Annotated in this window: 22 protein-coding genes; 17 read left to right on the top strand and 5 right to left on the bottom strand. The window is 67.8% G+C overall.

Annotated features, from left to right (window positions below; translation table 11 throughout):
• Nucleotides 1-257: 257 nt before the first annotated feature.
• The 13 genes from AC0IZS_RS30975 to AC0IZS_RS30915 all read left to right on the top strand — a co-directional run bounded on the left by AC0IZS_RS30975 (nt 258) and on the right by AC0IZS_RS30915 (nt 13,689).
• Nucleotides 258-2,357, top strand: a complete 2,100-nt coding sequence (locus tag AC0IZS_RS30975) for a 3-hydroxyacyl-CoA dehydrogenase NAD-binding domain-containing protein (RefSeq protein ID WP_471639168.1) — start codon at nt 258-260, stop codon at nt 2,355-2,357.
• A gap of 89 nt (nt 2,358-2,446) precedes the next feature.
• Nucleotides 2,447-3,622, top strand: a complete 1,176-nt coding sequence (locus AC0IZS_RS30970; protein ID WP_471639167.1) for an acetyl-CoA C-acyltransferase — start codon at nt 2,447-2,449, stop codon at nt 3,620-3,622.
• A gap of 175 nt (nt 3,623-3,797) precedes the next feature.
• On the top strand, nt 3,798-4,277 hold the full coding sequence (locus AC0IZS_RS30965) for a hypothetical protein (protein WP_471639166.1): 480 nt from the start codon (nt 3,798-3,800) through the stop codon (nt 4,275-4,277).
• 97 nt (nt 4,278-4,374) lie between these two features.
• The gene (locus AC0IZS_RS30960; RefSeq protein ID WP_471639165.1) at nt 4,375-6,237 is read left to right on the top strand and encodes an acyl-CoA dehydrogenase; all 1,863 of its coding nucleotides are present in this window, start codon (nt 4,375-4,377) and stop codon (nt 6,235-6,237) included.
• Nucleotides 6,237-6,440, top strand: coding sequence for a hypothetical protein (locus AC0IZS_RS30955; protein WP_471639164.1), 204 nt, complete (start codon nt 6,237-6,239; stop codon nt 6,438-6,440). The genes AC0IZS_RS30960 and AC0IZS_RS30955 overlap by 1 nt, the downstream gene beginning before the upstream one ends.
• 123 nt (nt 6,441-6,563) lie before the next feature.
• Nucleotides 6,564-7,358, top strand: coding sequence for an SDR family oxidoreductase (locus AC0IZS_RS30950; RefSeq protein ID WP_057205971.1), 795 nt, complete (start codon nt 6,564-6,566; stop codon nt 7,356-7,358).
• A 203-nt stretch (nt 7,359-7,561) separates the two neighbouring features.
• On the top strand, nt 7,562-7,993 hold the full coding sequence (locus AC0IZS_RS30945) for a PaaI family thioesterase (RefSeq protein WP_057206238.1): 432 nt from the start codon (nt 7,562-7,564) through the stop codon (nt 7,991-7,993).
• A 70-nt stretch (nt 7,994-8,063) separates the two neighbouring features.
• Nucleotides 8,064-9,080 (top strand): NADP-dependent oxidoreductase, encoded by a 1,017-nt coding sequence (locus AC0IZS_RS30940; RefSeq protein WP_471639163.1) that lies wholly within the window; start codon nt 8,064-8,066, stop codon nt 9,078-9,080.
• Between the two features lie 16 nt (nt 9,081-9,096).
• Nucleotides 9,097-9,555, top strand: coding sequence for a GNAT family N-acetyltransferase (locus AC0IZS_RS30935; protein WP_471639162.1), 459 nt, complete (start codon nt 9,097-9,099; stop codon nt 9,553-9,555).
• Complete coding sequence (locus AC0IZS_RS30930) at nt 9,552-11,237, top strand: isovaleryl-CoA dehydrogenase (protein WP_471639161.1); 1,686 nt, start codon at nt 9,552-9,554, stop codon at nt 11,235-11,237. Before AC0IZS_RS30935 ends, AC0IZS_RS30930 begins: the two co-directional genes overlap by 4 nt.
• Before the next feature lie 37 nt (nt 11,238-11,274).
• Entirely contained in the window at nt 11,275-12,219 is a 945-nt protein-coding gene (locus tag AC0IZS_RS30925; RefSeq protein WP_471639160.1) for a glutathione S-transferase family protein, read from the top strand.
• A complete protein-coding gene (locus AC0IZS_RS30920; RefSeq protein WP_471639159.1) occupies nt 12,216-13,121 on the top strand; it encodes an SDR family oxidoreductase in 906 nt (301 codons plus the stop codon). The genes AC0IZS_RS30925 and AC0IZS_RS30920 overlap by 4 nt, the downstream gene beginning before the upstream one ends.
• Nucleotides 13,111-13,689 (top strand): methylated-DNA--[protein]-cysteine S-methyltransferase, encoded by a 579-nt coding sequence (locus AC0IZS_RS30915; RefSeq protein WP_471639158.1) that lies wholly within the window; start codon nt 13,111-13,113, stop codon nt 13,687-13,689. Before AC0IZS_RS30920 ends, AC0IZS_RS30915 begins: the two co-directional genes overlap by 11 nt.
• Here AC0IZS_RS30915 and AC0IZS_RS30910 read toward each other — a convergent pair.
• A complete protein-coding gene (locus AC0IZS_RS30910) occupies nt 13,686-14,468 on the bottom strand; it encodes an IclR family transcriptional regulator (RefSeq protein ID WP_471639157.1) in 783 nt (260 codons plus the stop codon). The genes AC0IZS_RS30915 and AC0IZS_RS30910 overlap by 4 nt on opposite strands.
• 215 nt (nt 14,469-14,683) lie before the next feature.
• On the opposite strand from AC0IZS_RS30910, the gene AC0IZS_RS30905 reads away from it, so the two are divergent.
• Genes AC0IZS_RS30905 through AC0IZS_RS30890 form a run of 4 tightly spaced genes read left to right on the top strand, consistent with a single transcriptional unit; the run spans nt 14,684 to nt 18,008 of the window.
• On the top strand, nt 14,684-15,637 hold the full coding sequence (locus AC0IZS_RS30905) for a TRAP transporter substrate-binding protein (protein ID WP_057269662.1): 954 nt from the start codon (nt 14,684-14,686) through the stop codon (nt 15,635-15,637).
• Nucleotides 15,638-15,657: 20 nt separating this feature from the next.
• Complete coding sequence (locus AC0IZS_RS30900; RefSeq protein WP_471639156.1) at nt 15,658-16,104, top strand: type II 3-dehydroquinate dehydratase; 447 nt, start codon at nt 15,658-15,660, stop codon at nt 16,102-16,104.
• Between the two features lie 51 nt (nt 16,105-16,155).
• A complete protein-coding gene (locus AC0IZS_RS30895) occupies nt 16,156-16,731 on the top strand; it encodes a TRAP transporter small permease (RefSeq protein ID WP_471639155.1) in 576 nt (191 codons plus the stop codon).
• Nucleotides 16,728-18,008, top strand: coding sequence for a TRAP transporter large permease (locus AC0IZS_RS30890; protein ID WP_471639154.1), 1,281 nt, complete (start codon nt 16,728-16,730; stop codon nt 18,006-18,008). The genes AC0IZS_RS30895 and AC0IZS_RS30890 overlap by 4 nt, the downstream gene beginning before the upstream one ends.
• A gap of 3 nt (nt 18,009-18,011) precedes the next feature.
• Here the strand turns inward: AC0IZS_RS30890 and kdpE are convergent, their stop codons facing one another.
• From kdpE to kdpC, 4 genes are read right to left on the bottom strand one after another with little or no spacing between them, the layout of a single operon-like run.
• Nucleotides 18,012-18,710 (bottom strand): two-component system response regulator KdpE, encoded by a 699-nt coding sequence (gene kdpE, locus AC0IZS_RS30885; RefSeq protein WP_471639153.1) that lies wholly within the window; start codon nt 18,708-18,710, stop codon nt 18,012-18,014.
• Complete coding sequence (locus AC0IZS_RS30880) at nt 18,698-21,412, bottom strand: DUF4118 domain-containing protein (protein ID WP_471639152.1); 2,715 nt, start codon at nt 21,410-21,412, stop codon at nt 18,698-18,700. The genes kdpE and AC0IZS_RS30880 overlap by 13 nt, the downstream gene beginning before the upstream one ends.
• Entirely contained in the window at nt 21,412-21,546 is a 135-nt protein-coding gene (locus AC0IZS_RS30875) for a hypothetical protein (RefSeq protein ID WP_471639151.1), read from the bottom strand. The genes AC0IZS_RS30880 and AC0IZS_RS30875 overlap by 1 nt, the downstream gene beginning before the upstream one ends.
• Nucleotides 21,547-21,549: 3 nt before the next feature.
• Nucleotides 21,550-22,122 (bottom strand): potassium-transporting ATPase subunit KdpC, encoded by a 573-nt coding sequence (gene kdpC, locus AC0IZS_RS30870; protein ID WP_471639150.1) that lies wholly within the window; start codon nt 22,120-22,122, stop codon nt 21,550-21,552.

The raw sequence follows: 22,122 nt of genomic DNA, 5'->3' as shown, positions 1-22,122 counted from the left end.
CCAGCGCGGCGGGGCGGCCCTTGCGCGGGAGCGCTGGCTTTGGCCGCGCCCGGTTCAAGGGCTATGGGCCCTGTCACAGCCAGTGATGGGGCAAAGGAGGCGCCTGGATTGTCCTGGCGCCTCTTTTTTTGTCGGCGAGGCGGTTGGGCGGCTCAAGGCGATGTCCCCACCGGGACAAATTGACACGCCAGGGCCGCGCGAAGTCTCTACAATAAAAACGCACGATCGTTCTTTTTCACTCTCCAAGGAACAACAGCATGACCGCTGAATACAAAGTCCACGGCTCCGTTGCCGTGATCACCCTGGCCAACCCCCCCGTCAACGGACTGGGCCTGGCAACCCGCCAAGGCATCGTGGACGGCCTCGGCCGCGCCAATGCCGATGCAGCGGTCACGTCCATCGTCATCACCGGCGCGGGCGGTGCGTTTTCCGGCGGCGCCGACATCAAGGAGTTCGGCACCGACAAGTCCCTGCAGGAACCCAATCTGCTGTCGGTGATCGCTGCCATCGAGAACTCGGCCAAGCCGGTCGTGGCCGCCGTGCATACGGTTGCCATGGGCGGTGGCCTGGAGCTGGCCCTGGGCTGCCACTACCGCATCGCCGCGCCTGGCTGCAGCCTGGCGTTGCCCGAAGTCAAGCTCGGCCTGATCCCCGGTGCCGGCGGCACGCAGCGCCTGCCGCGCGTGCTGGGCGTGGAAGCCGCCCTGAACCTGATCGTGAGCGGCGAACCCGTCAAGAGCGAGATGATCGGCTCCGTGCCCGGCCAGAAGCTGTTCGACAAGATGGCCGCCTCTGCCGAAGCGCTGGCCGCCGAAGCCCTGGCCTTTGCCCAGAGCGTGGCCGATGTGCGCCCCCTGCCGCTGGTGCGCAACCTGCCCTGCAAGCACCCCGAAGGCGATGCGTACTTCCAGTTCGCGCGCAACATGGTCAAGGGCATGGCCAAGAACTACCCCGCGCCTGCCAAGTGCGTGGACGCGGTCGAAGCCGCCACCAAGCGCAAGTTTGCCGACGGCATGCTGTTCGAGCGCGAGATCTTCATCAACCTGATGTGGACGCCCGAGTCGCGCGCCCTGCGCCACCTGTTCATGGCCGAGCGCGCCGCCTCCAAGATCCCCGACGTGCCTTCGGACACCCCCAAGCGCGAGATCAAGTCGGTGGCTGTGATCGGCGCCGGCACCATGGGTGGCGGCATCTCCATGAACTTCCTGAACGCGGGCATCCCCGTCAAGATCCTGGAGACCAAGCAGGAAGCCCTGGACCGTGGCGTGGCCACGATCAAGAAGAACTACGAAGCCCAGGTCAAGAAGGGCAAGCTCAAGGAAGACAAGTACGCGCAGCGCATGGCCTTGTTGACGACCACGCTCGACTACGCCGACCTCAAGGACGCCGACCTCGTGATCGAGGCCGTGTTCGAGGAACTGGGCGTCAAGGAGACCGTGTTCAAGCAGCTTGACGCAGTCATGAAGCCCGGCGCCATCCTGGCCTCCAACACCTCCACGCTGGACGTGGACAAGATCGCCGCCTTCACCAAGCGCCCCGAGGACGTGGTGGGCATGCACTTCTTCAGCCCCGCCAACGTGATGAAGCTGCTGGAAGTGGTGCGCGGCGCCAAGACCAGCAAGGACGTGCTGGCCACCGTGATGGCCCTGGGCAAGAAGATCAAGAAGACCTCGGTGGTCTCGGGCGTGTGCGACGGCTTCATCGGCAACCGCATGATCGAGCAGTACAGCCGCCAGGCCGGCTTCCTGCTGGACGAGGGCTGCACGCCCCAGCAGGTGGACAAGGCGGTCGAGAAGTTCGGCTTTGCCATGGGCCCGTTCCGCATGGGCGACCTGGCCGGCAACGACATCGGCTGGGCAATCCGCAAGCGCCGCGCCGTCGAGCGCGCCGACATGAAGTACAGCCGCACGGCCGACAAGCTTTGCGAACTGGGCCGCTTCGGCCAGAAGACCGGCGCAGGCTGGTACGACTACCAGGCCGGCAAGCGCGACGCGATCCCGAGCGAGCTGGTCAACAAGATGATCGAAGACCACCGCAAGGAGCTGGGCATCACGCCGCGCAAGATCTCCGACGAGGAAATCGTGCAGCGCCTGGTGTTCGCACTGGTCAATGAAGGCGCGCACATCCTGGAAGACGGCATCGCCAGCAAGTCCGGCGACATCGACATGGTCTACCTCACGGGCTATGGCTTCCCCATCTACCGTGGCGGCCCCATGCACTACGCCAGCGAAGTGGGCCTGTTCAACGTGGTGCAGGCCATGGACCGCTTTGCCAAGAACCCCAACGACGATGCGGAGTTCTGGAAGCCCGCGCCGCTGCTGGCCAAGCTGGCCGCCGAAGGCAAGGCGTTCGCCTGAGCGAACTACTGATTGATGCAGTGAAGCCGCACCGGATGCGCACGCCTCAGGCGGCCATCGGTGCGTTCCACCCCTGAAAGGATTTTTCCATGACCTCCGCAGTGATCGTTTCCACCGCCCGTACCCCGCTCGCCAAGAGCTGGAAGGGTGCCCTCAACATGACCCACGGCGCCACGCTGGGCGGCCATGCCGTCAGGCACGCCATCGAGCGCGCCGGCATCGACGGCGCCGACGTCGAGGACGTCATCATGGGCTGTGCCAACCCCGAAGGCGCCACCGGCGCCAACATCGCGCGCCAGATCGCGCTGGCCGCCGGCCTGCCGGTCACGGCATCGGGTGTCACGGTCAACCGTTTCTGCTCCTCGGGCCTGCAGACCATCGCCCTGGCGGCGCAGCGCATCATCGCCGGCGAAGCCGACGTGTACGTAGCCGGCGGCGTGGAAAGCATCTCCTGCGTACAGCAGGAAATGAACCTCCACATGCTGCGCGACCTGGCCCTGGACAAGGTCAAGCCCGAGATCTACTGGAGCATGCTGCAGACCGCCGAGCAGGTGGCCAAGCGCTACAACATCAGCCGTGAAGCCATGGACGAGTACGGCGCCGCCAGCCAGCAAAAGGCCTGCGCGGCCCAGGCCGCCGGCCTGTTCGATGCCGAGATCGCCCCCATCACCGTGACGGCCGGTGTGGCCGACAAGACCCTGGGCCTGATCACCAAGCAGGTCACCCTGAGCAAGGACGAAGGCACGCGCGAAGGCACGACGGTCGAGTCCATCAGCGGCCTGCGCTCGGCACTGCCCGGCGGCCTGATCACGGCCGGCAATGCCAGCCAGTTCTCCGACGGCGCTGGCGCCTGCGTGGTGGTGAGCGAAGAGTACGCGAGCAAGAAGGGCTTGAAGCCCCTGGGCCGTTTCCTCGGCTTCGCCGTGGCCGGCTGCGAGCCCGACGAAATGGGCATCGGCCCGGTGTTCGCCGTGCCCAAGGTGCTCAAGAAGCTGGGCCTCACGGTCAACGACATCGACCTGTGGGAGCTGAACGAAGCCTTTGCCGTGCAGGTGCTGTACTGCCGCGACAAGCTCGGGATTCCGGCCGACCGCCTGAACGTCAACGGGGGTGCCATCGCCGTGGGCCACCCCTATGGTGTGTCGGGCCAGCGCCTGACGGGCCACGCCCTGATCGAAGGCAAGCGCCGCGGCGCCAAGCGCGTGGCGGTGACCATGTGCATCGGTGGCGGCATGGGTGCCGCGGGCATCTTCGAAGTGCTCTGATGGCTCGGTGATGTGTGCGGGGGCGTAAGCGTTGTGGTGCTTACGTTTGCTCACAGGGAGCTTTGGGACAATGCGGGCCGGCTGCTTCGGCGGCCGGCCCGTAGACCGGGTGCGGCAAGTGCCGTGCTCCGTCCCGGGTCTACAACAATCACCATCCATCAAGAGAGATCCACCTATGTTCACAAAGGTTTGCGCAGCACTGGCCGTCCTGGTCGCCTCGACCCTGGGCGTTGCGGGCACTGCCCACGCACAGAGCTACAAGCTCAACCAGGCCTTGCCGGAAGACCGGGACACCATCCTGCAGGAAATCACCATCGCGGTCGACCGCGTCACCGCGACCATCCTGCTGCGCAACACCAGCAAGGAAACCATCGAGGCCTGTGCCCATGCCAGCGCGCGGCCCGAGTCCTTCTCGATCAAGGACCTCGATACCGGCAAGGTCGTCAGGCAGTTGGGCTCCACGGGCCTCAAGGCCTGCGACCAGGGCATGGACACTATCAAGCCGGGGGCGCGCAAGACCTTGAAGATCGAGTTCCCCGGCCTGCCAGCCACGGCACGGCGCCTGCAGCTGGGTGAGAACAACTGCCAGCCCAAGCCCGACGACGACATGGAGTATTGGTGCTTCTCCGAGATCGTGCTGACCAACAAGAAGTAGCAGCCGCCTGGCATGCGACCGCCGCCCCGTGCGGCGGCGGTGCGGTCCGGTGGTTCATCCCTGCGCCCCGTGCGCGTTTTCTCCAGGGTTTTCACACATGAGCCTTCGCCCCACCGTCGAATTCCTCCTCTACCAGTGGCTGCATGCGCAGACCCTGCCCGAGCGCGAGCGCTTTGCCGACCATTCGCGCGACACCTTCGACGCGGTGCTCGACACCTGCGAGCGCATCGCGCGCGAGAAGTACGCGCCCTTCAACCGCACGGTCGACACGCAAGAGCCGCACTTCGACGGCGAGAAGGTCACGCTGCCCCAGTGTACGCACGACGCGCAGAAGGCCTATGCGGCTTCGGGCATGCTCAGCGCCGCGCAGGACTACGACATCGGCGGCATGCAACTGCCCTACACGGTGGAGGCGGCAGCCAACAGCTTCTTCGCCGTGGCATCGATCAGCATGGGCTCGGGCCTGCTCACGGTAGGCAACGCCAACCTCCTGATGGTGCATGGCACCGAAGCGCAGAAGACGGTGTTCGCGCTCAATGAATTCTCGGGCCGCTTCTCGGGCACCATGTGCCTGTCGGAGCCGCAGGCCGGCTCCAGCCTGAGCGACGTGGCCACGCGCGCCGTGCCCGATGGCGCAGGCTTCGAGAGCGACCCACTGGGCCCGCGCTACCGCTTGAAGGGCAACAAGATGTGGATTTCGGCCGGCGAGCATGAGCTCACCGAGAACATCATCCACCTGGTGCTGGCCAAGATCCCCGGCCCCGACGGCAAGCTGGTGCCTGGCACCAAGGGCATCTCGCTGTTCATCGTGCCCAAGAAGCTGGTGGACACCGAAGGCAAGCTCACAGGCGTGCGCAACGACGTGGCGCTGGCGGGCCTGAACCACAAGCTTGGCTGGCGCGGCACCACCAACACGCTGCTCAACTTCGGTGAGGGCAAGTACCCGGTCGACGGCCAGGCCGGCGCCGTGGGCTACCTCGTCGGCCAGGCCGGCAAGGGCCTGCACTGCATGTTCCACATGATGAACGAGGCGCGCATCGGCATCGGCATGGCGGCCACCATGCTCGGTCTGGCAGGCTACTACGCCAGCCTCGACTACGCCAAGAACCGGCCCCAGGGCCGCCCGGTGCAGGGCCCCAAGGACAAGGATGCCGCAGCCGCCGCCGTGGTCAAGGACGTGGCCCAGCCGCAGGTGCGCATCATCGAGCATGCCGACGTCAAGCGCATGCTGCTGGCGCAGAAGTCCTACGGCGAGGGCGCGCTGGCGCTCAACCTGTTCTGCGCGCGCCTGGTGGACGAGCAGGCCACCGGCGATTCGGCCGCGGCCGACGAGGCGCGCCTGCTGCTGGAAGTGCTCACTCCCATCGCCAAGAGTTGGCCAAGCGAGTGGTGCCTGGAGGCCAACAGCCTGGCCATCCAGATCCATGGCGGCTACGGCTACACGCGCGACTTCCCGGTGGAGCAGTACTGGCGCGACAACCGCCTGAACATGATCCACGAAGGCACGCACGGCATCCAGGCCATGGACCTCCTGGGCCGCAAGGTGCTGATGGAAAACGGCCGGGGCCTGCAATTGCTGGCTGCGCGCATCAACGGCACTATCGAGCGCGCCATCCAGGTGCCTGCCATGGCTGCCCACGCCAATGCCCTGGGCAGTGCGCTGCAGCAGGTGGGTGCCGCCACCAAGGCCGCCTGGTCCACGGGCCAGCCCACGGATGCGCTGGCCAATGCCGTGCCCTACATGCAGGCCTTTGGCCACATGGTGCTGGCCTGGGTCTGGCTGGACGTGGCGCTGGCCACCCTGCACGCCGATGCTGCGCTGGCGCAGCCCGCGAGTGTGGGCAGAATGGGCGCCATGCGCTTTTTCTTCCACTACGAGCTGCCCAAGATCGGCGCCTGGCTGCAGGTCGTCAGCACGCGCGATGCGACCTGCGCGGTGTTCCCTGAGGATGCTTTCTGATGGCCGCACCGCAGACACTGGAGCGCATGCACCAGCTCATCTGGGCGCTGATCTATGGCGGCCTGCTCACGCTGGTGCTGGGCCTTGCCACAGCCCGTGCCGACGAGGCGCTGGGCTGGGCGCTGTCGGCTGCCGGTGGTGTGCTGGCGGCCGTGGGCGTGGTGTTGATCGGCGTGCGCTCGCGCCTGACGGCGAGCGCCTGAGATCGCACAGGCGACACGGCGCCCCCTGGTTGCGCCGCACAATTCCCGCGCTGCCCCCATTTTCAGAGCGCACGGCAGGCACGCCTTGCGCACCCACCGACGACAACCCAAGGAGACGACAACATGACCACCCGCACCATTCAACAACTGTTCGACCTGACCGGCAAGACCGCCCTGGTGACCGGCGGCTCGCGCGGCCTGGGCCTGCAGCTGGCGCAGGCGCTGGGCGAGGCCGGCGCCAAGGTGCTGCTGAGTTCGCGCAAGGCGTCCGACCTGGAAGAGGCCGCTGCAGAGCTGAAGGCCGCCGGCATCGACGCGCAGTGGATCGCCGCCGACTGCTCCAACGAAGCCGACATCCGCCGCCTGGGCGACGAGACCCTGGCGCGCCTGGGCCATGTGGACATCCTGCTCAACAACGCTGGTGCCGCCTGGGGGGCGCCCGCCGAAGACCACCCCGTGGAAGCCTGGGACAAGGTCATGAACCTCAATGTGCGCGGCTACTTCATCCTGTCGCAGCACATCGCCAAGCACAGCATGATCGGCCGGCGCAGCGGGAGCATCATCAACGTGGCGTCCATCGCCGGCCTGGGCGGCAACCCCAAGGGCATGAACACCATTGCTTACAACACCTCCAAGGGCGCGGTGATCAACTTCACGCGTGCGCTGGCGGCTGAATGGGGCCAGTACAACATCCGCGTCAACGCCATCTGCCCGGGTTTCTTTCCGAGCAAGATGACGGTGGGCACGCTCAAGGCCATGGGCGAGGAGGCGCTGGCCGCCCACGCCCCGCTGGGCCGCCTGGGTGACGACGAGGACCTGAAGGGCCTGTGCGCGCTTTACGCGTCGGACGCCGGCAAGCACATCACCGGCCAATGGCTGGCGGTGGATGGCGGCGTGAGCATCGTCACGGGAGGCTGACTGAAATGGCCCCCACGGTCGCGCACTGCGTGTCGCTCCCTGCCCCCCGAGGGGGCCGCGTTTCGCCTTGGGGCGGCCCGGCGGCGAAACCTCCCCGCCGATAGGGTCTCGGGCCGCTAGCCGTTTCGGGTTGGCTGCAAGGTCTCAACCCGCCCCGGCGGGGCTATGCTTGCAGCTTTCCCCTTTGCATTCTGGAGTTGCCTGTGCTGAATTTCGGTGTTCCCATTCCTTTCGTCAGCCACCTGGGCTTCACGCTGCACCGCATGCAGCAGGGCGAGTCGGAGCTGCACTACGAGGCGGCGCCCGAACACCTCAATTCCTTCGAGGTCACGCACGGCGGCGCCACCATGACCTTGCTCGACGTGACCATGGCCACGGCGGCGCGCAGCGAGACGCCGGACCACGGCGTGGTCACCATCGAGATGAAGACCAGCTTCATGCAGGCCGCGCGCGGCCCGCTGGTGGCCAAGGGGCGCCTGCTGCACCGCACGGCCTCGATGGCCTTTACCGAGGCCTCGGTCTATGACGGCGAGGGGCGCCTGTGCAGCCATGCGACGGGTACCTTCAAGTACGTGCGCCGGCCGGCGGTAGACCCCGCTACTGGTCAACCCCTCAAAAACATCTCCAGCGACTGAGCGCGCGGAGTTTTCGCATCCGAAGGCCCAGGCCTTTAACCACAAGCCCCATTTTTCCCAGGAGTTCCCCATGGCCCGCAACCAACAGATCGTGCTCGACAACCGCCCGCAGGGCGAAGCCGTGGCCGGCAACTTCAAGCTCGTGGCCACCGACACGCCCGCGCTGCAGGACGGCCAGGTGCTGGTGCGCCACCATTTCCTGAGCCTGGACCCCTACATGCGCGGCCGCATGAACGAGAGCAAGAGCTATGCGGCATCGCAAGGCCTCGGTGAGGTCATGATCGGCGGCACCGTGGGCGAGGTGGCCGAGAGCCAGAACCCCAAGTACGCCGTGGGCGACAAGGTCGTCGGCATGGGCGGCTGGCAGGAGTACAGCGTGGTCGATGCCAACGCCCCGGGCGCGCTGCGCAAGGTGGATACCACGCATGTGCCGATGTCCCACTACCTGGGCGCCGTGGGCATGCCCGGCGTGACGGCCTGGTACGGCCTGGTGAAGATCATCGCCCCCAAGGAAGGCGACACCGTGGTGGTGAGCGCTGCCACCGGTGCCGTGGGCAGCGCCTTTGCCGCGCTGGCCAAGGCGCGTGGCTGCCGCGCGGTGGGCATTGCCGGCGGTGCCGACAAGTGCCGCTATGCGGTCGAGGAGCTGGGTTTCGACGCCTGCATCGACTACAAGGAGCACAGCGATGTGAAGGCCTTGTCCAAGGCCTTGAAGGAAGCCTGCCCCAAGGGCATCGACGGCTACTTCGAGAACGTGGGCGGCTGGATCATGGACGCCGTGATGCTGCGCATGAACGCCTTCAGCCGCGTGGCCCTGTGCGGCATGATCGCCGGCTACGATGGCCAGCCTCTGCCCATGGCCAACCCGGCGCTGATGCTGATCAACCGCATGAAGATCGAAGGCTTCATCGTCAGCGAGCACATGGAAGTCTGGCCCGAAGCCCTCAAGGAGCTGGGTACGCTGGTGGGTACCGGCAAGCTGCGCCCGCGCGAGACCGTGGCCGAGGGCATTGCCGCCGCCCCTGAAGCCTTCCTGGGACTGCTCAAGGGCAGGAACTTCGGCAAGCAACTGGTCAAACTGATCTGAAGGAGCGCACCCGCACATGGCGTTGAACCTGCACTGGACCTGGGCCCGTTTCGATGACCTGGGCGTGCATGCGCTGCATGACGCGCTGGCCCTGCGCTGCAAGGTCTTCATCCTGGAGCAGGGGCCCTACCAGGACCCGGACGGGGCCGACAAGCAATCCTGGCATCTGCTGGGCTACGATGGTGCCGGGGCGCTGCAGGCCTGCCTGCGGGTGGTGGACCCGGGGGTGAACTACCCCGAGCCTTCCATCGGCCGTGTGGTGACCGCGAAGGAAGCCCGTGGCGATGGCACCGGGCGGCTGTTGATGCAGGAGGGCCTGGCCCGCTGTGCGCAGGCCTGGCCCGGTCGCAGTGTGCGCATCAGTGCCCAGGCGCACCTGCAGCGTTTTTATGGCAGCCTGGGTTTCGTGGCGGTGTCAGACGAGTACCTTGAGGACGACATCCCCCATATCGAAATGCTGTGGAGTCCCGCATGACCCCCCTGTCCGCACCCGTTTCGGCCACGCACACCGTCTTCAACCAGAGTGCGCCCCTGGCCGATGTGAACCTGTTCACTACCAACCGGCCCTTGCAGGATGCCGTGCAACTGCATGCACCCGCGCTGGACCGCAGCGCGCTCACGGCCCTGGGCGCCGAGATGGGTTCGGCACAGATGCAGGAGCACGCGCGCCTGGCCAACACCCACAAGCCCGAGCTGCACACGCACGACCGCGTGGGCCGCCGCACCGATGCGGTGGAGTTCCACCCGAGCTACCACGCGCTGATCGGCGCCGCGCTGCGCCACGGCCTGCACGCCACGCCCTGGTCGCGCACGGACGCGGGGGCAGCGCATGCGCACGTGGAGCGCGCAGCGGGCTTCATGCTCTTCACCGAGACCGAGCCCTCGGTGCTGTGCCCCGTCTCGATGAGCTATGCCGTCACCCCGGCGCTGCGCGGCAACCCCGCGGTGTGGGCTGACTGGAGCGCCGGCCTGGCCAGCACCCGCTACGACCCGCGCCTGGCGCTGTTCTCGCAGAAGTCTGCGCTCACCATGGGCATGGGCATGACCGAGAAGCAGGGCGGCTCGGACGTGCGCGCCAACACCACGCAGGCCGTGGCCGACGGCAGCGACGCCTGGGGCGCGCGCTACCGGCTCACGGGCCACAAATGGTTCTTCTCGGCCCCCATGTGCGATGCCTTCCTGGTGCTGGCACAGGCGCCGGGCGGGCTGACCTGCTTCTTCCTGCCGCGCGTGCTGCCAGGCGAGGGCGAGAACGGGGCTCTCAACGCCATCCGCATTCAGCGCCTCAAGGACAAGCTGGGCAACCATGCCAATGCCAGTTCCGAGGTCGAATTCGTCGATGCCCTGGCCTGGCGCGTGGGCGAAGAGGGGCGCGGCGTGGCCCAGATCCTGGAGATGGGCACCATGACGCGCCTGGACTGCGCGCTGGGCACCAGCGGCCTCATGCGCCAGGCGCTGTCGCTGGCACTGCACCACACGCGCCAGCGCATGGCCTTCGGCAAGAAGCTGATCGAGCAGCCGCTGATGCGCAACGTGCTGGCCGACCTGGCGCTGGAGAGCGAGGCCGCCACGGCCCTGTCCATCCGCCTGGCCAGCGCCTTCGACAAGAAGGACTCCGATCCGCACGAGGCTGTGATGGCGCGTTTGCTCACGCCCGTGGCCAAGTTCTGGGTCTGCAAGCGCGGCAGCGCGTTCGCCCAGGAGGCCATGGAATGCCTGGGGGGCAACGGCTACGTGGAGGAGGGCGGCGAAGGCACGATGGCCCGCATCTACCGCGAGATGCCGCTCAACTCCATCTGGGAGGGCGCGGGCAACATCATGGCGCTGGACCTGCTGCGCGCCGTGCGCCGCGCCGACACCGCCGCCGCCCTGGCCGACGAGCTGGCCCCCGCACGCGGCGCCCACCCGGCGCTGGACCGCATGGCCAGCGCGCTGCCGCTGCGCGTGGATGCCATGACCACCGAGGCCGAGGCCCGGCGCCTGGCGCAGGATGTGGCCCTGGCCGTGCAGGCGGCATTGCTGTACCGCAGTGCGCCCGCCAGCGTGTTCGGTGCCTTCTGCGCATCGCGCCTGGGCGGCGACTGGGGCTACAGCTTCGGTACCCTGGGCTCAGGCGTGGATTTCGACGCCCTGCTGGACCGTGCGCTGCCGGCCTGACCCTCACCCCCAACCATTGCACTGCCGGAGACCCCCGATGACCACGCCCCTGATCCTGCACCATTACCCCTCGTCTCCGTTCTCGGAAAAGATCCGTCTGGCACTGGGCTACAAGCAGCTGGCCTGGAAGTCCGTGGTCATCCCCAGCATCGCGCCCAAGCCCGACGTGGTGGCCCTCACCGGCGGCTACCGCAAGACGCCATTCCTGCAGATCGGCGCCGACATCTACTGCGACTCGGCCCTGATCTGCGACGTGCTCGAGCATGTGCAGCCCGAGCCGGTGCTTTACCCGCCGCACCTCAAGGGCGTGGCGCGCGTGTTCGCGCAGTGGGCCGACACCACGCTGTTCTGGGCCGCCATGGCCTACAACCTGCAGCCCAAGGGCGCGTCGGCCATGTTCGCCAACCTGCCCCCTGCCGCAGCGCAGGCCTTTGGCGAGGACCGCCGCGAGATGAGCGCCGGCATGCAGCGCCTGCGCCCGGCCGATGCCACGGCGGCCTACCGCTCGTACCTGCGCCGCATCGCCCACATGGCCGAGGAGCATGACTTCCTGTTCGGCGCCGAGCCCTGCCTGGCCGACTTCGCCGCCTACCACCCGCTGTGGTTCACGCGCCAGTGCGTGCCGGTGATGGCCGACATCTTCGCCGCCACGCCCGCCGTGCTCGAATGGATGGACCGCGTGGCGGCGCTGGGCCACGGCCGCATGGAAAAGCTCACGTCCGAAGACGCCATCACGGTGGCTGCCGGGCTCGACCCGCTGCCGCTGGCCGACGACCTGTTCCAGGACGAGCACGGCATTGCGCTGGGCAGCCTGGTGGCGATTGCCGCCGAGAGCTTCGGTACCGAACCCACGGAGGGCGAGCTGATCGCCGCCACCCGCACCCGCTACACCCTGCGCCGCACCGACCCGCGTGCCGGCACCCTGCACGTGCACTTCCCCCGGATTGGCTACACATTGCGAAAGGCCGAGAAACCCACATGATCGATAACTTCAAGGGCAAGACGGCCGTTCTCACCGGCGCGGGCTCGGGCTTCGGCCTCGAGTGCGCGCGCATCGGCGCGCGCCTGGGCATGAATTTGGTGCTGGTGGACGTGCAGCAGGACGCCCTCGACGCAGCCTCTGCCGAGGCGCAGGACGCCGGTGCCCAGGTACTGGCGCGCAAGGTGGACGTGTCCGACGCCGCGCAGATGGAGCAACTGGCAGTGGACGTGGAGCAGCGCTTTGGCGCGCCGCACCTGGTGTTCAACAACGCCGGCGTGGGGGCGGGCGGCCTGGTGTGGGAGAACTCCCTGAAGGACTGGGAATGGGTGCTGGGCGTGAACCTCTGGGGCGTGGTGCACGGCGTGCGCCTGTTCACCCCCATGATGCTCGCCGCTGCGAAGAAAGATCCCTCCTGGCGCGGCCACATCGTGAACACGGCCAGCATGGCCGGCCTGCTCGATGCGCCCAACATGGGCATCTACAACGTGAGCAAGCACGCGGTGGTGAGCCTGTCCGAAACCCTGTACCAGGACCTGGCCCTGGTGACCGACCAGGTCAGCGCCAGCGTGTTGTGCCCCTTCTTCGTGCCCACCGGCATCGCCCAGAGCCACCGCAACCGCCCCGGCGAACTGCCGGCCAGCAAGCCCACGCGCAGCCAGCTCATCGGCCAGGCCATGAGCGACAAGGCCGTGGGCAGCGGCAAGGTGACGGCGGCCGAGGTGGCGCAAAAGGTGTTTGACGCGGCTGCGCAGCGCCAGTTCTACATCTACAGCCACCCCAAGGCGATTGCCTCGGTGCAGACGCGCATGGAAGACATCATGCTGGGGCGCAACCCCACCGATCCGTTCGCGGGCAAGCCCGAGATCGGCGAGCAACTCAAGGCCGCCTTGCGTGCAGACTGAAAAACGCGGGCCTGCAGTGGCCCAGGGCTTCGCGCTGTTTTCGACGGCGGTGGGGCACTGCGGCCTGGCCTGGAATGGCTCCCTGCTGGTCGGTGTGCAACTGCCCGAGGACGAGGGCGAGGCGCACACCCGCGCGCGCATGGAGCGGCGCTTTCCGGGCGCGCCTGAATCGCCCATGCCACCCGAGGTCGCCGGCTGGGCGGACCGCGTGGTGGCTTTGCTCGCAGGCGCACACGACGATCTGCTCGACGTGCCGCTGGCCACCGAGGGCGTGCCGCCCTTCAACGCCCGCGTTTATGAACTGGCCCGGCGCATACCGCCCGGCAAGACCATGACCTACGGCGAAATGGCTGCCACGCTGGGCGAGCCCGGTGCCGCGCGCGCCGTGGGCCAGGCGCTGGGGCACAACCCGTTTGCGCCGGTGGTGCCATGCCATCGCATCCTGGCCGCCAATGGCAAGACGGGCGGCTTTTCGGCCGGTGGCGGCGCCGCCACCAAGATGCGCATGCTGGAGATCGAGGGCGCGTTTGCCCATGACACCCTGGCGCTGTTTGCGCCCCGGCCCTAACCCCGTTTTCTCAGCAGGGCGGAGCCGCCGCTGGCCATCGCCAGTTCGTGCGTGGTGTTCAGGAGGGCAGGGCCCAGGGCCTGCATGCGCTCGGGCGTCAGGCGCACCAGTGGTCCGGCAATCGTCACCACCCCGATCACCGTGCCGTTGCCCCGGCGGATGGGCGCGGCCATGGCCGTCATGGCCGGCGCAAACACCTCGACGATGGTGCTGAAGCCCTGCTGGCGCGCCGTGCGCAGGTAGGCCAGCAGCGCCTTGACCGTGGTGGGCGCGTTCGGGCCGTAGTCCTCGGGCTGGCCAAAGCCCTGGCGTGCAACCAGGGCCAGCGCCTCCTCGTCGCTCATGGTGGACAGCCAAGCATGGCCGGCCGAGCTGCACGAAAGGTTGACCGACAGGCCCATGTCCGGGTCGTAGCGCAGGCCGCGCACGGCCCCCTGCGCCTTGGCCACGAAGGTCAGTTCGTCCCCATCCACCACGGCCAGGCGCACCAGCTCGCCGGATTCGGCCGCCAGCCGGTCCAGCAGCGGCTGGGCGATGTCCACCACGCCCGTGGCGCTCAGGAAGCCCAGGCCCAGCGACACCAGCTTGATGGTCAGCATGTAGTTGCCCTGGCTGTGGTCCTGGCGCACGTAGCCGCAACGCACCAGCTCGGCCAGCAGGCGGTGCGTGGCGCTCAGCGGCATGTCGAGCTCCGAGGCCAGGCTCGACAGGGCCTTGCCCTCGGGGTGCGGGGCCAGGTGCTCCAGGACTTTGAAACTGCGCTCGAGGATGCTGCTCATGGCGGGTCTCTTTCGGTGATCGTCTTGTACTGACGGCAATGTACCAAAATTTGTTAAAGGGTTTCTACTATGGAAAGAGTTTCCACTTTTTAACTACGATCAGTCCCCATGGCGCAACCGGTCTGCCGGCTGCATGTCCCTGGTCCGACTTTTGATGGAGATGTCCCGTGAAAAAAACTGCTTGCATCCTGGCGGCCGCCGGCCTGTCCCTTTTGATGGCGTTGCCCGCCGCCGCGCAGCAGGAGCGCGTGATCCGCTTCGGCCACCTGAACAACGCCGACCATCCCGTGAGCTTCGGCGTCAAGCGCTTTGGCGAACTGCTGGCCGCCAAGAGCGGTGGCAAGATGAAGGTCATGGAGTTCCCGGCTTCGCAACTGGGCAACGAGATGCAGCAGCAGTCCGCCCTGCAGGGCGGGGTGCAGCAGATGTCGGCACCGGCCACCACCTCGCTGGCCGGCATCGTCAAGGAATTCGGGCTGGTGGACTTTCCGTTCGCCGTGGCGAGTTTCGCCCAGGCCGATGCACTGCTCGACGGCCCGCTGGGCCAGGCGCTGATCGCCAAGCTGCCCGAGAAGGGCCTGGTGGCCCTGGGCTACTGGGACCTCGGATTTCGCAACGTGACCAACAGCAAGCGCGCGATCACCAAGGCCGACGACTTCGACGGCCTCAAGCTGCGCGTGATCCCCAACCCCGTGTTCCTGGAGACCTTCAAGGCCTTCAAGGCCAACCCTGTGCCCATGCCGTTTGCCGAACTCTATGGTGCGCTGGAAGCCAAAGCGGTCGATGGCCAGGAGAACCCCTATGCGGTGATCCTGTCGAACAAGATGTTCGAGGTGCAGAAGTACGTGAGCGCCACCAACCACGTGTATGCCGCCAACATCGTGCTGGTGAGCAAGAAATTCTGGGACCAGCTCACCCCCGCCGAGCAGAAGATGATGAACGACGCCGCCAACGAGGCGCGCGGCTACCAGCGCCAGGTAAGCCGCGCCGCCGCGCAGCGCTCGGTGGGTGACCTGCAGGCCAAGGGCATGGCCTACAACGAGATCGCACCCGCCGAACTGGCGCGCATGCAGCAGATCGCCAAGCCCGTGATCGAGAAGTTCGCGGCCACTTACGACCCGGCCATCGTGAAGCTTTACAACGACGAGTTGGCCCGCATCCGCAAATGAGCCATCAGGCCCGAAACCCCATGAAAATCCTCGTCCTTCACGGCCCCAACCTCAACCTGTTCGGGCGCCGCGAACCCCACATCTATGGCACCACCACGCTGGCGCAGATCAACGAGCGCCTGCAGAAGCTCGCTGCCGAACTGGGCGTGGAACTCGACATCCTGCAGTCCAACCACGAAGGCGCGCTGATCGACTTCCTGCACGAGCACATCGACGCGGCGCAGGGTGCGCTCGTGAACCCCGCGGGCCTCACACAGCATGGTGTGCCGCTGCACGACGCGATCAAGGCCATGCCCTTCCCGGTGATCGAGGTACACATGTCCAACATCGCCGCGCGCGAGGCCTGGCGTGCGCACTCCATCATCTCGCCGGCCGTCAAGGCCACGGTGCAGGGCTTCGGGCCGCATTCTTACCTGGCAGCGCTGCGCTCGCTGGTCGAAAGCCTGCGCGAGGCCGCCGCACAGTAAGGCCCAGGCGGGATTGCTCCCGCCTGCCATCTCCCATCCCAAGAGAACAACATGAATAGATGGATAGATCGCGCCTGCCGCGGCCTGGAGGCGGTGATTGCCGCCCTGCTGGCGCTGATGGTGGTGCTGGTGTTCGGCAACGTGGTGCTGCGCTACGGCTTCAATTCCGGCATCACCGTGTCGGAAGAAGTGTCGCGCTGGCTCTTCATCTGGATGACCTTCCTCGGGGCCATCGTCGCACTGCGCGAGCATGGCCACCTGGGGGTGGACATGGTGGTGCAGCGCCTGCCGGCGGCCGGCAAGAAGGCCTGCCTGGCGCTTGGGCACGGGGTGATGCTCTACATCGTCTGGCTGCTGTTCCAGGGCAGCCTGGCGCAGGCGCGCATCAACTGGGATGTGACGGCACCGACCACGGGCGCCTCCATGGCCATCGTCTACAGCGCGGGCCTGGTGTTCGCGGTGTGCGCGGCGCTGATCCTGGCCATCGACCTGTACAAGCTGCTCAGCGGCCAGATCGCCGATGAAGACCTGGTGATGGTGCAGGAGTCGGAAGAGGCCGTGCAATTGCAGCAGATCCTGGGCTCTGCAGCGGCCGATGCGCCGCGCGGCAAGGAGGGCGCGCGATGACCATCTTCGTCTTTGTCGGATCGCTGCTGCTGGCCATGGCCATGGGCATCCCGATCGCGTTCTCGCTGCTGGCCAGCGGCGTCGCGCTGATGTGGCACCTGGACCTGTTCGACGCGCAGATCCTGGCGCAGAACCTGATCGGCGGGGCCGACAGCTTTCCGCTGCTGGCCGTGCCCTTTTTCATGCTCGCCGGTGAGATCATGAACGTCGGCGGCCTCTCGCGCCGCATCGTGGACTTTGCGCTGGCCCTGGTGGGCCATGTGAAAGGCGGCCTGGGCTACGTGACCATCATGGCCGGCTGCCTGCTGTCGGCCCTGTCGGGTTCGGCCGTGGCCGATGCGGCGGCGCTCACGGCGCTGCTGCTGCCCATGATGGTCAAGGCCGGGCACGACAAGTCGCGTGCCGGCGGGCTGATCGCGGCCACCGGCGTCATCGGCCCGGTGATCCCGCCGAGCATCGGGCTGGTGATTTTCGGGGTGGCGGCCAACGTGTCCATCTCCAAGCTGTTCCTCGCGGCCATCGTGCCGGGCATCCTGATCGGTGCCGCGCTGTGGCTGACCTGGGCCTTCCTGGTGCGGCGCGAGAAGATCGTGCCGCCGCCGCGCAAGTCGGCCGCAGAGATCCTCACCGCCCTGCGCAAGGCCCTCTGGGCGTTGATGCTGCCGGTGATCATCCTGGTGGGCCTGCGCATGGGGGTGTTCACACCCACCGAGGCGGCCGTGGTGGCGGCGGTGTACGCGCTGTTCGTGTCGGCCGTGATCTACCGCGAGATCAGCTGGCGCGACCTGTACGGCATCTTTGTCGCCGCGGCCAAGACCAGCGCCATCGTGATGTTCCTGATTGCAGCGGCCATGGTGAGCGCCTGGCTCATCACCGTGGCCGACCTGCCGTCCAAGGTGGTGGGCCTGCTGCAGCCCTTCATGGACAACAAGATCCTGCTCATGGCGGCCATCATGGTGCTGGTGATGGCGGTGGGTACCGCCATGGACATGACGCCCACCATCCTGATCCTCACGCCCGTGCTGATGCCGGTGGTGAATGCCGCAGGGATCGACCCGGTCTACTTCGGCGTGATGTTCATCATCAACAACTCCATCGGTCTCGTGACGCCGCCCGTGGGCACGGTGCTCAACGTGGTGGCGGGGGTGGGCAGGATGTCGATGGACGACGTGACCAAGGGCGTCGTGCCCTTCATGATCGCCGAGTTCGCCATCATGTTCCTCATGGTGGTCTTCCCGTGGCTGGTGACCTGGCCGGCCAAGTTCTTCCACGGGTGATCTTCAAGTCATCAATCGGTATCCGACGGCCGTTTCCGTCAGCAGGTGGCGCGGCTGGGCCGGGTCGGGTTCGAGCTTCTGGCGCAGGTGGCCCATGTAGATGCGCAGGTAGTGGCTCTGCTCGCTGTGCGAAGGGCCCCACACCTCGCGCAGCAGCTGGCGGTGGGTGAGCACGCGCCCGGCATTGGCGATCAGCACCGACAGCAGCCGGTACTCGATGGGCGTGAGATGCACTTCCTGCCCGGCGCGGTGTACCAGGCGGGCCTGGCGGTCCACGGTGACCTCGCCAAAAGTGAAGGACGTGTCCTGCTCCTGCGAGGCTCCAGCGGCGCGCGGGCGGCGCAGGTTGGCGCGCACGCGTGCCATGAGCTCGCCCACGCCGAAGGGCTTGGTCAGGTAGTCGTCGGCACCGGCGTCCAGCGCGGCGATCTTGTCGGCCTCGTCGATGCGCGCCGAGAGCACGATCACCGCCACGGTGGACCACTGGCGCACATCGCGGATCAGCGCCAGGCCATCGCCATCGGGCAGGCCCAGGTCCAGCACCAAGAGGTCGGGCTTGCGCGTGCCGGCCTCGGTCAGGCCGCGCTGCAGGCTGTCGGCCTCATGCACCTGCCAGCCCTCGGCTTCGAGCGCGCTGCGCACGAAGCGGCGGATCTGGGGCTCGTCTTCGATCACGACGGCAACGGGGGCTAGGCTGGCCATGCGGGGGCTTCTTTCAGGGGAGGAGGGGGCCTGCGGGGCAGGCGCAGGGTGAATTCTGCCCCACCGCCATCGGCATTGCGGGCTTCGATCTGGCCCTGGTGGGCATCCACGATGGCCTTGCAGATCGCCAGGCCCAGGCCCACGCCCGGCGTGGCCGACTCGGCCTGTCCGCGCGTGAATTTTTCGAACAGCAGGGCGGCATCGCCCTGCAGGCCGGGCGGCAGGCCAGGGCCGTGGTCGCGCACGCTCAGCACCAGGGCCTCAGGCTCCGCATGGGCCAGCACGCCGATGGGCGGGGCCCCGTACTTGGCGGCGTTCTCCAGCAGGTTCACGAGCACGCGCTCGATCAGCACCGCGTCGAACTCCACCAGGGGCAGGTCGGCCGGGATCCGTGCCTGCACCTCGCGCTCCGCGAGGGCCGGGCCAGCCGCGCGGATGGCGCTGCCCACCACCTCTTCCGTCGACTGCCAGTCCATGCGCAGGTGTACGGCACCGCTTTGCAGGCGTGCCATCTCCAGGAGGTTGTTGACCAGGGTGTTGAGTTCACGCGATTGGGCCACCATGGCGGCAGCGGCGCTGGCCTGGTGCGCGGGCAGGGGCGGGGTGGCATCGCGCAGCGACTCGGCCAGGCCGATCAGGCTGGTCAGCGGTGTGCGCACGTCGTGCGAGATGGCGGCGAGCAGGGCATTGCGCAGCCGCTCGGATTCCATCTCCACCACGGCGCCCTGCGCCACCTCCACGTAGTGCACGCGTTCCAGGGCAATGGCGATCTGGCGTGCCAGGGTGCCCAGTTGCTTGGCCTGTTCGGGGATCAGCAGCCAGCGCGGCTGGGCGGGCTTCAAGGCCAGCACGCCGCGCACGCGCATGGGTGCCTGTAGCGGCACGTAGTGCCAACTGTGCGCGGCCAGCGTGGTCGTGGCCAGGCCCGCGGGCTGGGCATTGCGCAGGCACCAGTCCGCGACGGAGGCATCGAAGCCTTCGGGCGCGGGGTCGGGCAGCACCAACTGGTCGCGTGCATCGGTGGGCAGCACCACGGCCTGACCGCCGAAGTTGCGTTCGGTGGCGGTGCGGCCCAGCTCCACCACCTGCGAGGCCATAAGCGCGGCCGACAGGTCGCGCGTGAGCTCGAACAGCGACTGCGCGCGCTGCTCGCGGCTGGCCGCGATGCGCGCCTGAAAGCGCAGCCCCGCCGTGAGCTGGCCGATGAGCAGGCCCACGGCCAGCATGACGGCGAAGGTGAAGAAATACTGCACGTCGCTCACCGCGAACGAAAACCGCGGCGGCACGAAGAACAGGTCGAAGGCCGCCACGTTGAGCACGGCCGAGAGCGCGGCTGGCCCGCGCCCCTGGCGCACGGCCACCAGCACCACCCCCATGAGGAACAGCATGACGATGTTGGCCAGCTCGAAATAGCCATGCAGCGGGGTGGCCAGCGCTGTGGCCAGCAGGCTGCCGGCCACGGCCCAGGCATAGCGCCGCCAGGCGGGCGGCAGGCCGCTGTCCGGCTCTTCGTCTCCCACACGGCGCAGGGTCTGCGCCAGGCGCCGGGTGCTGGGGGTGTGGCCCACCTCCATCACGTCCAGGGCCGGCGCCAGGGTTGCCAGCTTCTGCGTCATGCCCGCCTGCCAGGGCCAGCGGCGGCGTGCCTCAGCGCGGCGGCCCACGATCAGGGTCGCGCAGTTGAGCGCCTGGGCATGCGCCACCAGGGCCGCGGGCAGGTCGTGCCCGGTGAGCACGGCGGTCTGCGCGCCCAGGTCGCCCGCGAGCTGCAGCACGGCCAGGATGCGGTCGCGCTCGGCCGCGGCCAGGCGCTGCAGGCGCGGCGTTTCCACATAGGCTGCGTGCCAGCGCACGTTGAGCTGGCCCGCCAGCCGCGCGGCCGTGCGCACCGTCTGCTCGGCACCCTCCTGCGGACCGATGCAGGCGAGGATGGCGCCATCGGTGTTCCATGCCGGGGTGATGGACTGCTCGATGCGGTAGCTGCGCACGTCGTCCTCGACATGCTCGGCCGTGCGGCGCAGCGCCATCTCGCGCAGCGCGATCAGGTTGCCCTTGCGAAAGAAGTTCTGCGCCGCGCGTTCGGCCTGGGGCGCCAGGTAAACCTTGCCGGCCTTCAGGCGCAGCAGCAGTTCGTCGGGCGTCACGTCCACCAGCACCACCTCATCGGCGCTGTCGAGCACGGTGTCGGGCACCGTCTCGTGTACGCGGATGCCGGTGATGGCCCCCACCACGCCGTTCAGACTCTCCAGGTGCTGCACGTTGAGCGTGGTCCAGACGTCGATGCCGGCGTCCAGCAACTCGCGCACGTCCTGCCAGCGCTTGGGGTGGCGCGAGCCCTCCACGTTGGAGTGGGCCAGTTCGTCCACCAGCAGCACGGCGGGCTGGCGTGCCAGCGCGGCATCGAGGTCGAACTCGGGCAGGGTGCGGTCCCGGTAGGGCACTTCGCGCGGCGGCAGGCGTGGCAACCCCTGCAGCAGTTCGGCTGTCTCGCTGCGGCCATGGGTTTCCACCACGCCGGCCAGCACGTCGGTGCCGGCGCGGTGGGCGCGCTGGGCGGCGCTGAGCATGGCGTAGGTCTTGCCCACGCCGGCATTGGCGCCAAAGTACACGCGCAGCCGCCCGGTGCGAGCCTGCTGCGCATCGCGCTGGATGCTTTCCAGCAGTTCGTCGGGGTCGGGTCGGCTGTCGCTGTGCAAGGGCATCAAGGTTCCTGGGATGTGTTCATGGGTCGCCGCTTGCTGCGCGGCCGGCGGGCCACCAGCAGCCAGGCCAGCGCCAGCGGGACCAGCAGCACGGCCACCGCGCACAGGGCCGCCAGCACGTCATCGCTGGGCATGGCTCAGCGCAATGCGTCCAGCGTCAGGTTCAGCCGCAGCACGTTCACGCGCGGCTCGCCCACGAATCCCAGCCATGGTAGCTCTACCTGCGATTCCACGAGGGCCGCCACCTTGTCGGCGCTCACGCCCTTGGCGTTGGCCACGCGCGCCACCTGGTAGCGTGCGGCGGCGGGGCTGATGTGCGGGTCCAGTCCGCTGGCCGATGCGGTGACCAGGTCCACGGGCACCGGCGCGGTGTTGCCGGGATCGGCCTCGCGCAGGGCGGCGATGCGGGCGCTGACGGCGTCCTTGAGCGCCGAGTTCAGCGGCCCCTGGTTGGACCCGCCCGAGGCACTGGCGTTGTAGGGCATGGGCGCGGTGGCCGAAGGCCGGCCCCAGAAATGCCCGGGGGCGGTGAAGTTCTGGCCGATGAGTTCGGAACCCACGGCCGCGCCGTTCTTCATGACCAGGCTGCCATTGGCCTGGTGCGGGAAGGCGGCCTGCGCAATGCCGGTGACGACCATCGGGTAGATCACGCCCGTCGCCAGCGTGAGCGCGGCGAACAGGACCAGGGTGGGGCGAAGAATATTGTTCAT

Source organism: Acidovorax sp. AC410 (assembly GCF_979253235.1).
Note: the sequence above shows the minus strand (reverse complement) of the source record. Positions and strands in the feature narration are given on the sequence as shown.

Excerpts from the sequence above, each read along its gene's own strand:
- AC0IZS_RS30925 (WP_471639160.1), top strand. The coding sequence starts at position 11,275 with ATGACCACGCCCCTGATCCTGCACCATTACCCCTCGTCTCCGTTCTCG.
- AC0IZS_RS30900 (WP_471639156.1), top strand. The coding sequence starts at position 15,658 with ATGAAAATCCTCGTCCTTCACGGCCCCAACCTCAACCTGTTCGGGCGC.
- AC0IZS_RS30875 (WP_471639151.1), bottom strand. The coding sequence starts at position 21,546 with ATGCCCAGCGATGACGTGCTGGCGGCCCTGTGCGCGGTGGCCGTGCTG.
- AC0IZS_RS30960 (WP_471639165.1), top strand. The coding sequence starts at position 4,375 with ATGAGCCTTCGCCCCACCGTCGAATTCCTCCTCTACCAGTGGCTGCAT.
- AC0IZS_RS30940 (WP_471639163.1), top strand. The coding sequence starts at position 8,064 with ATGGCCCGCAACCAACAGATCGTGCTCGACAACCGCCCGCAGGGCGAA.
- AC0IZS_RS30905 (WP_057269662.1), top strand. The coding sequence starts at position 14,684 with ATGGCGTTGCCCGCCGCCGCGCAGCAGGAGCGCGTGATCCGCTTCGGC.
- AC0IZS_RS30890 (WP_471639154.1), top strand. The coding sequence starts at position 16,728 with ATGACCATCTTCGTCTTTGTCGGATCGCTGCTGCTGGCCATGGCCATG.
- AC0IZS_RS30910 (WP_471639157.1), bottom strand. The coding sequence starts at position 14,468 with ATGAGCAGCATCCTCGAGCGCAGTTTCAAAGTCCTGGAGCACCTGGCC.
- AC0IZS_RS30895 (WP_471639155.1), top strand. The coding sequence starts at position 16,156 with ATGAATAGATGGATAGATCGCGCCTGCCGCGGCCTGGAGGCGGTGATT.
- AC0IZS_RS30955 (WP_471639164.1), top strand. The coding sequence starts at position 6,237 with ATGGCCGCACCGCAGACACTGGAGCGCATGCACCAGCTCATCTGGGCG.
- AC0IZS_RS30935 (WP_471639162.1), top strand. The coding sequence starts at position 9,097 with ATGGCGTTGAACCTGCACTGGACCTGGGCCCGTTTCGATGACCTGGGC.
- kdpE (WP_471639153.1), bottom strand. The coding sequence starts at position 18,710 with ATGGCCAGCCTAGCCCCCGTTGCCGTCGTGATCGAAGACGAGCCCCAG.
- AC0IZS_RS30880 (WP_471639152.1), bottom strand. The coding sequence starts at position 21,412 with ATGCCCTTGCACAGCGACAGCCGACCCGACCCCGACGAACTGCTGGAA.
- AC0IZS_RS30950 (WP_057205971.1), top strand. The coding sequence starts at position 6,564 with ATGACCACCCGCACCATTCAACAACTGTTCGACCTGACCGGCAAGACC.
- AC0IZS_RS30975 (WP_471639168.1), top strand. The coding sequence starts at position 258 with ATGACCGCTGAATACAAAGTCCACGGCTCCGTTGCCGTGATCACCCTG.
- AC0IZS_RS30930 (WP_471639161.1), top strand. The coding sequence starts at position 9,552 with ATGACCCCCCTGTCCGCACCCGTTTCGGCCACGCACACCGTCTTCAAC.
- kdpC (WP_471639150.1), bottom strand. The coding sequence starts at position 22,122 with ATGAACAATATTCTTCGCCCCACCCTGGTCCTGTTCGCCGCGCTCACG.
- AC0IZS_RS30920 (WP_471639159.1), top strand. The coding sequence starts at position 12,216 with ATGATCGATAACTTCAAGGGCAAGACGGCCGTTCTCACCGGCGCGGGC.
- AC0IZS_RS30970 (WP_471639167.1), top strand. The coding sequence starts at position 2,447 with ATGACCTCCGCAGTGATCGTTTCCACCGCCCGTACCCCGCTCGCCAAG.
- AC0IZS_RS30965 (WP_471639166.1), top strand. The coding sequence starts at position 3,798 with ATGTTCACAAAGGTTTGCGCAGCACTGGCCGTCCTGGTCGCCTCGACC.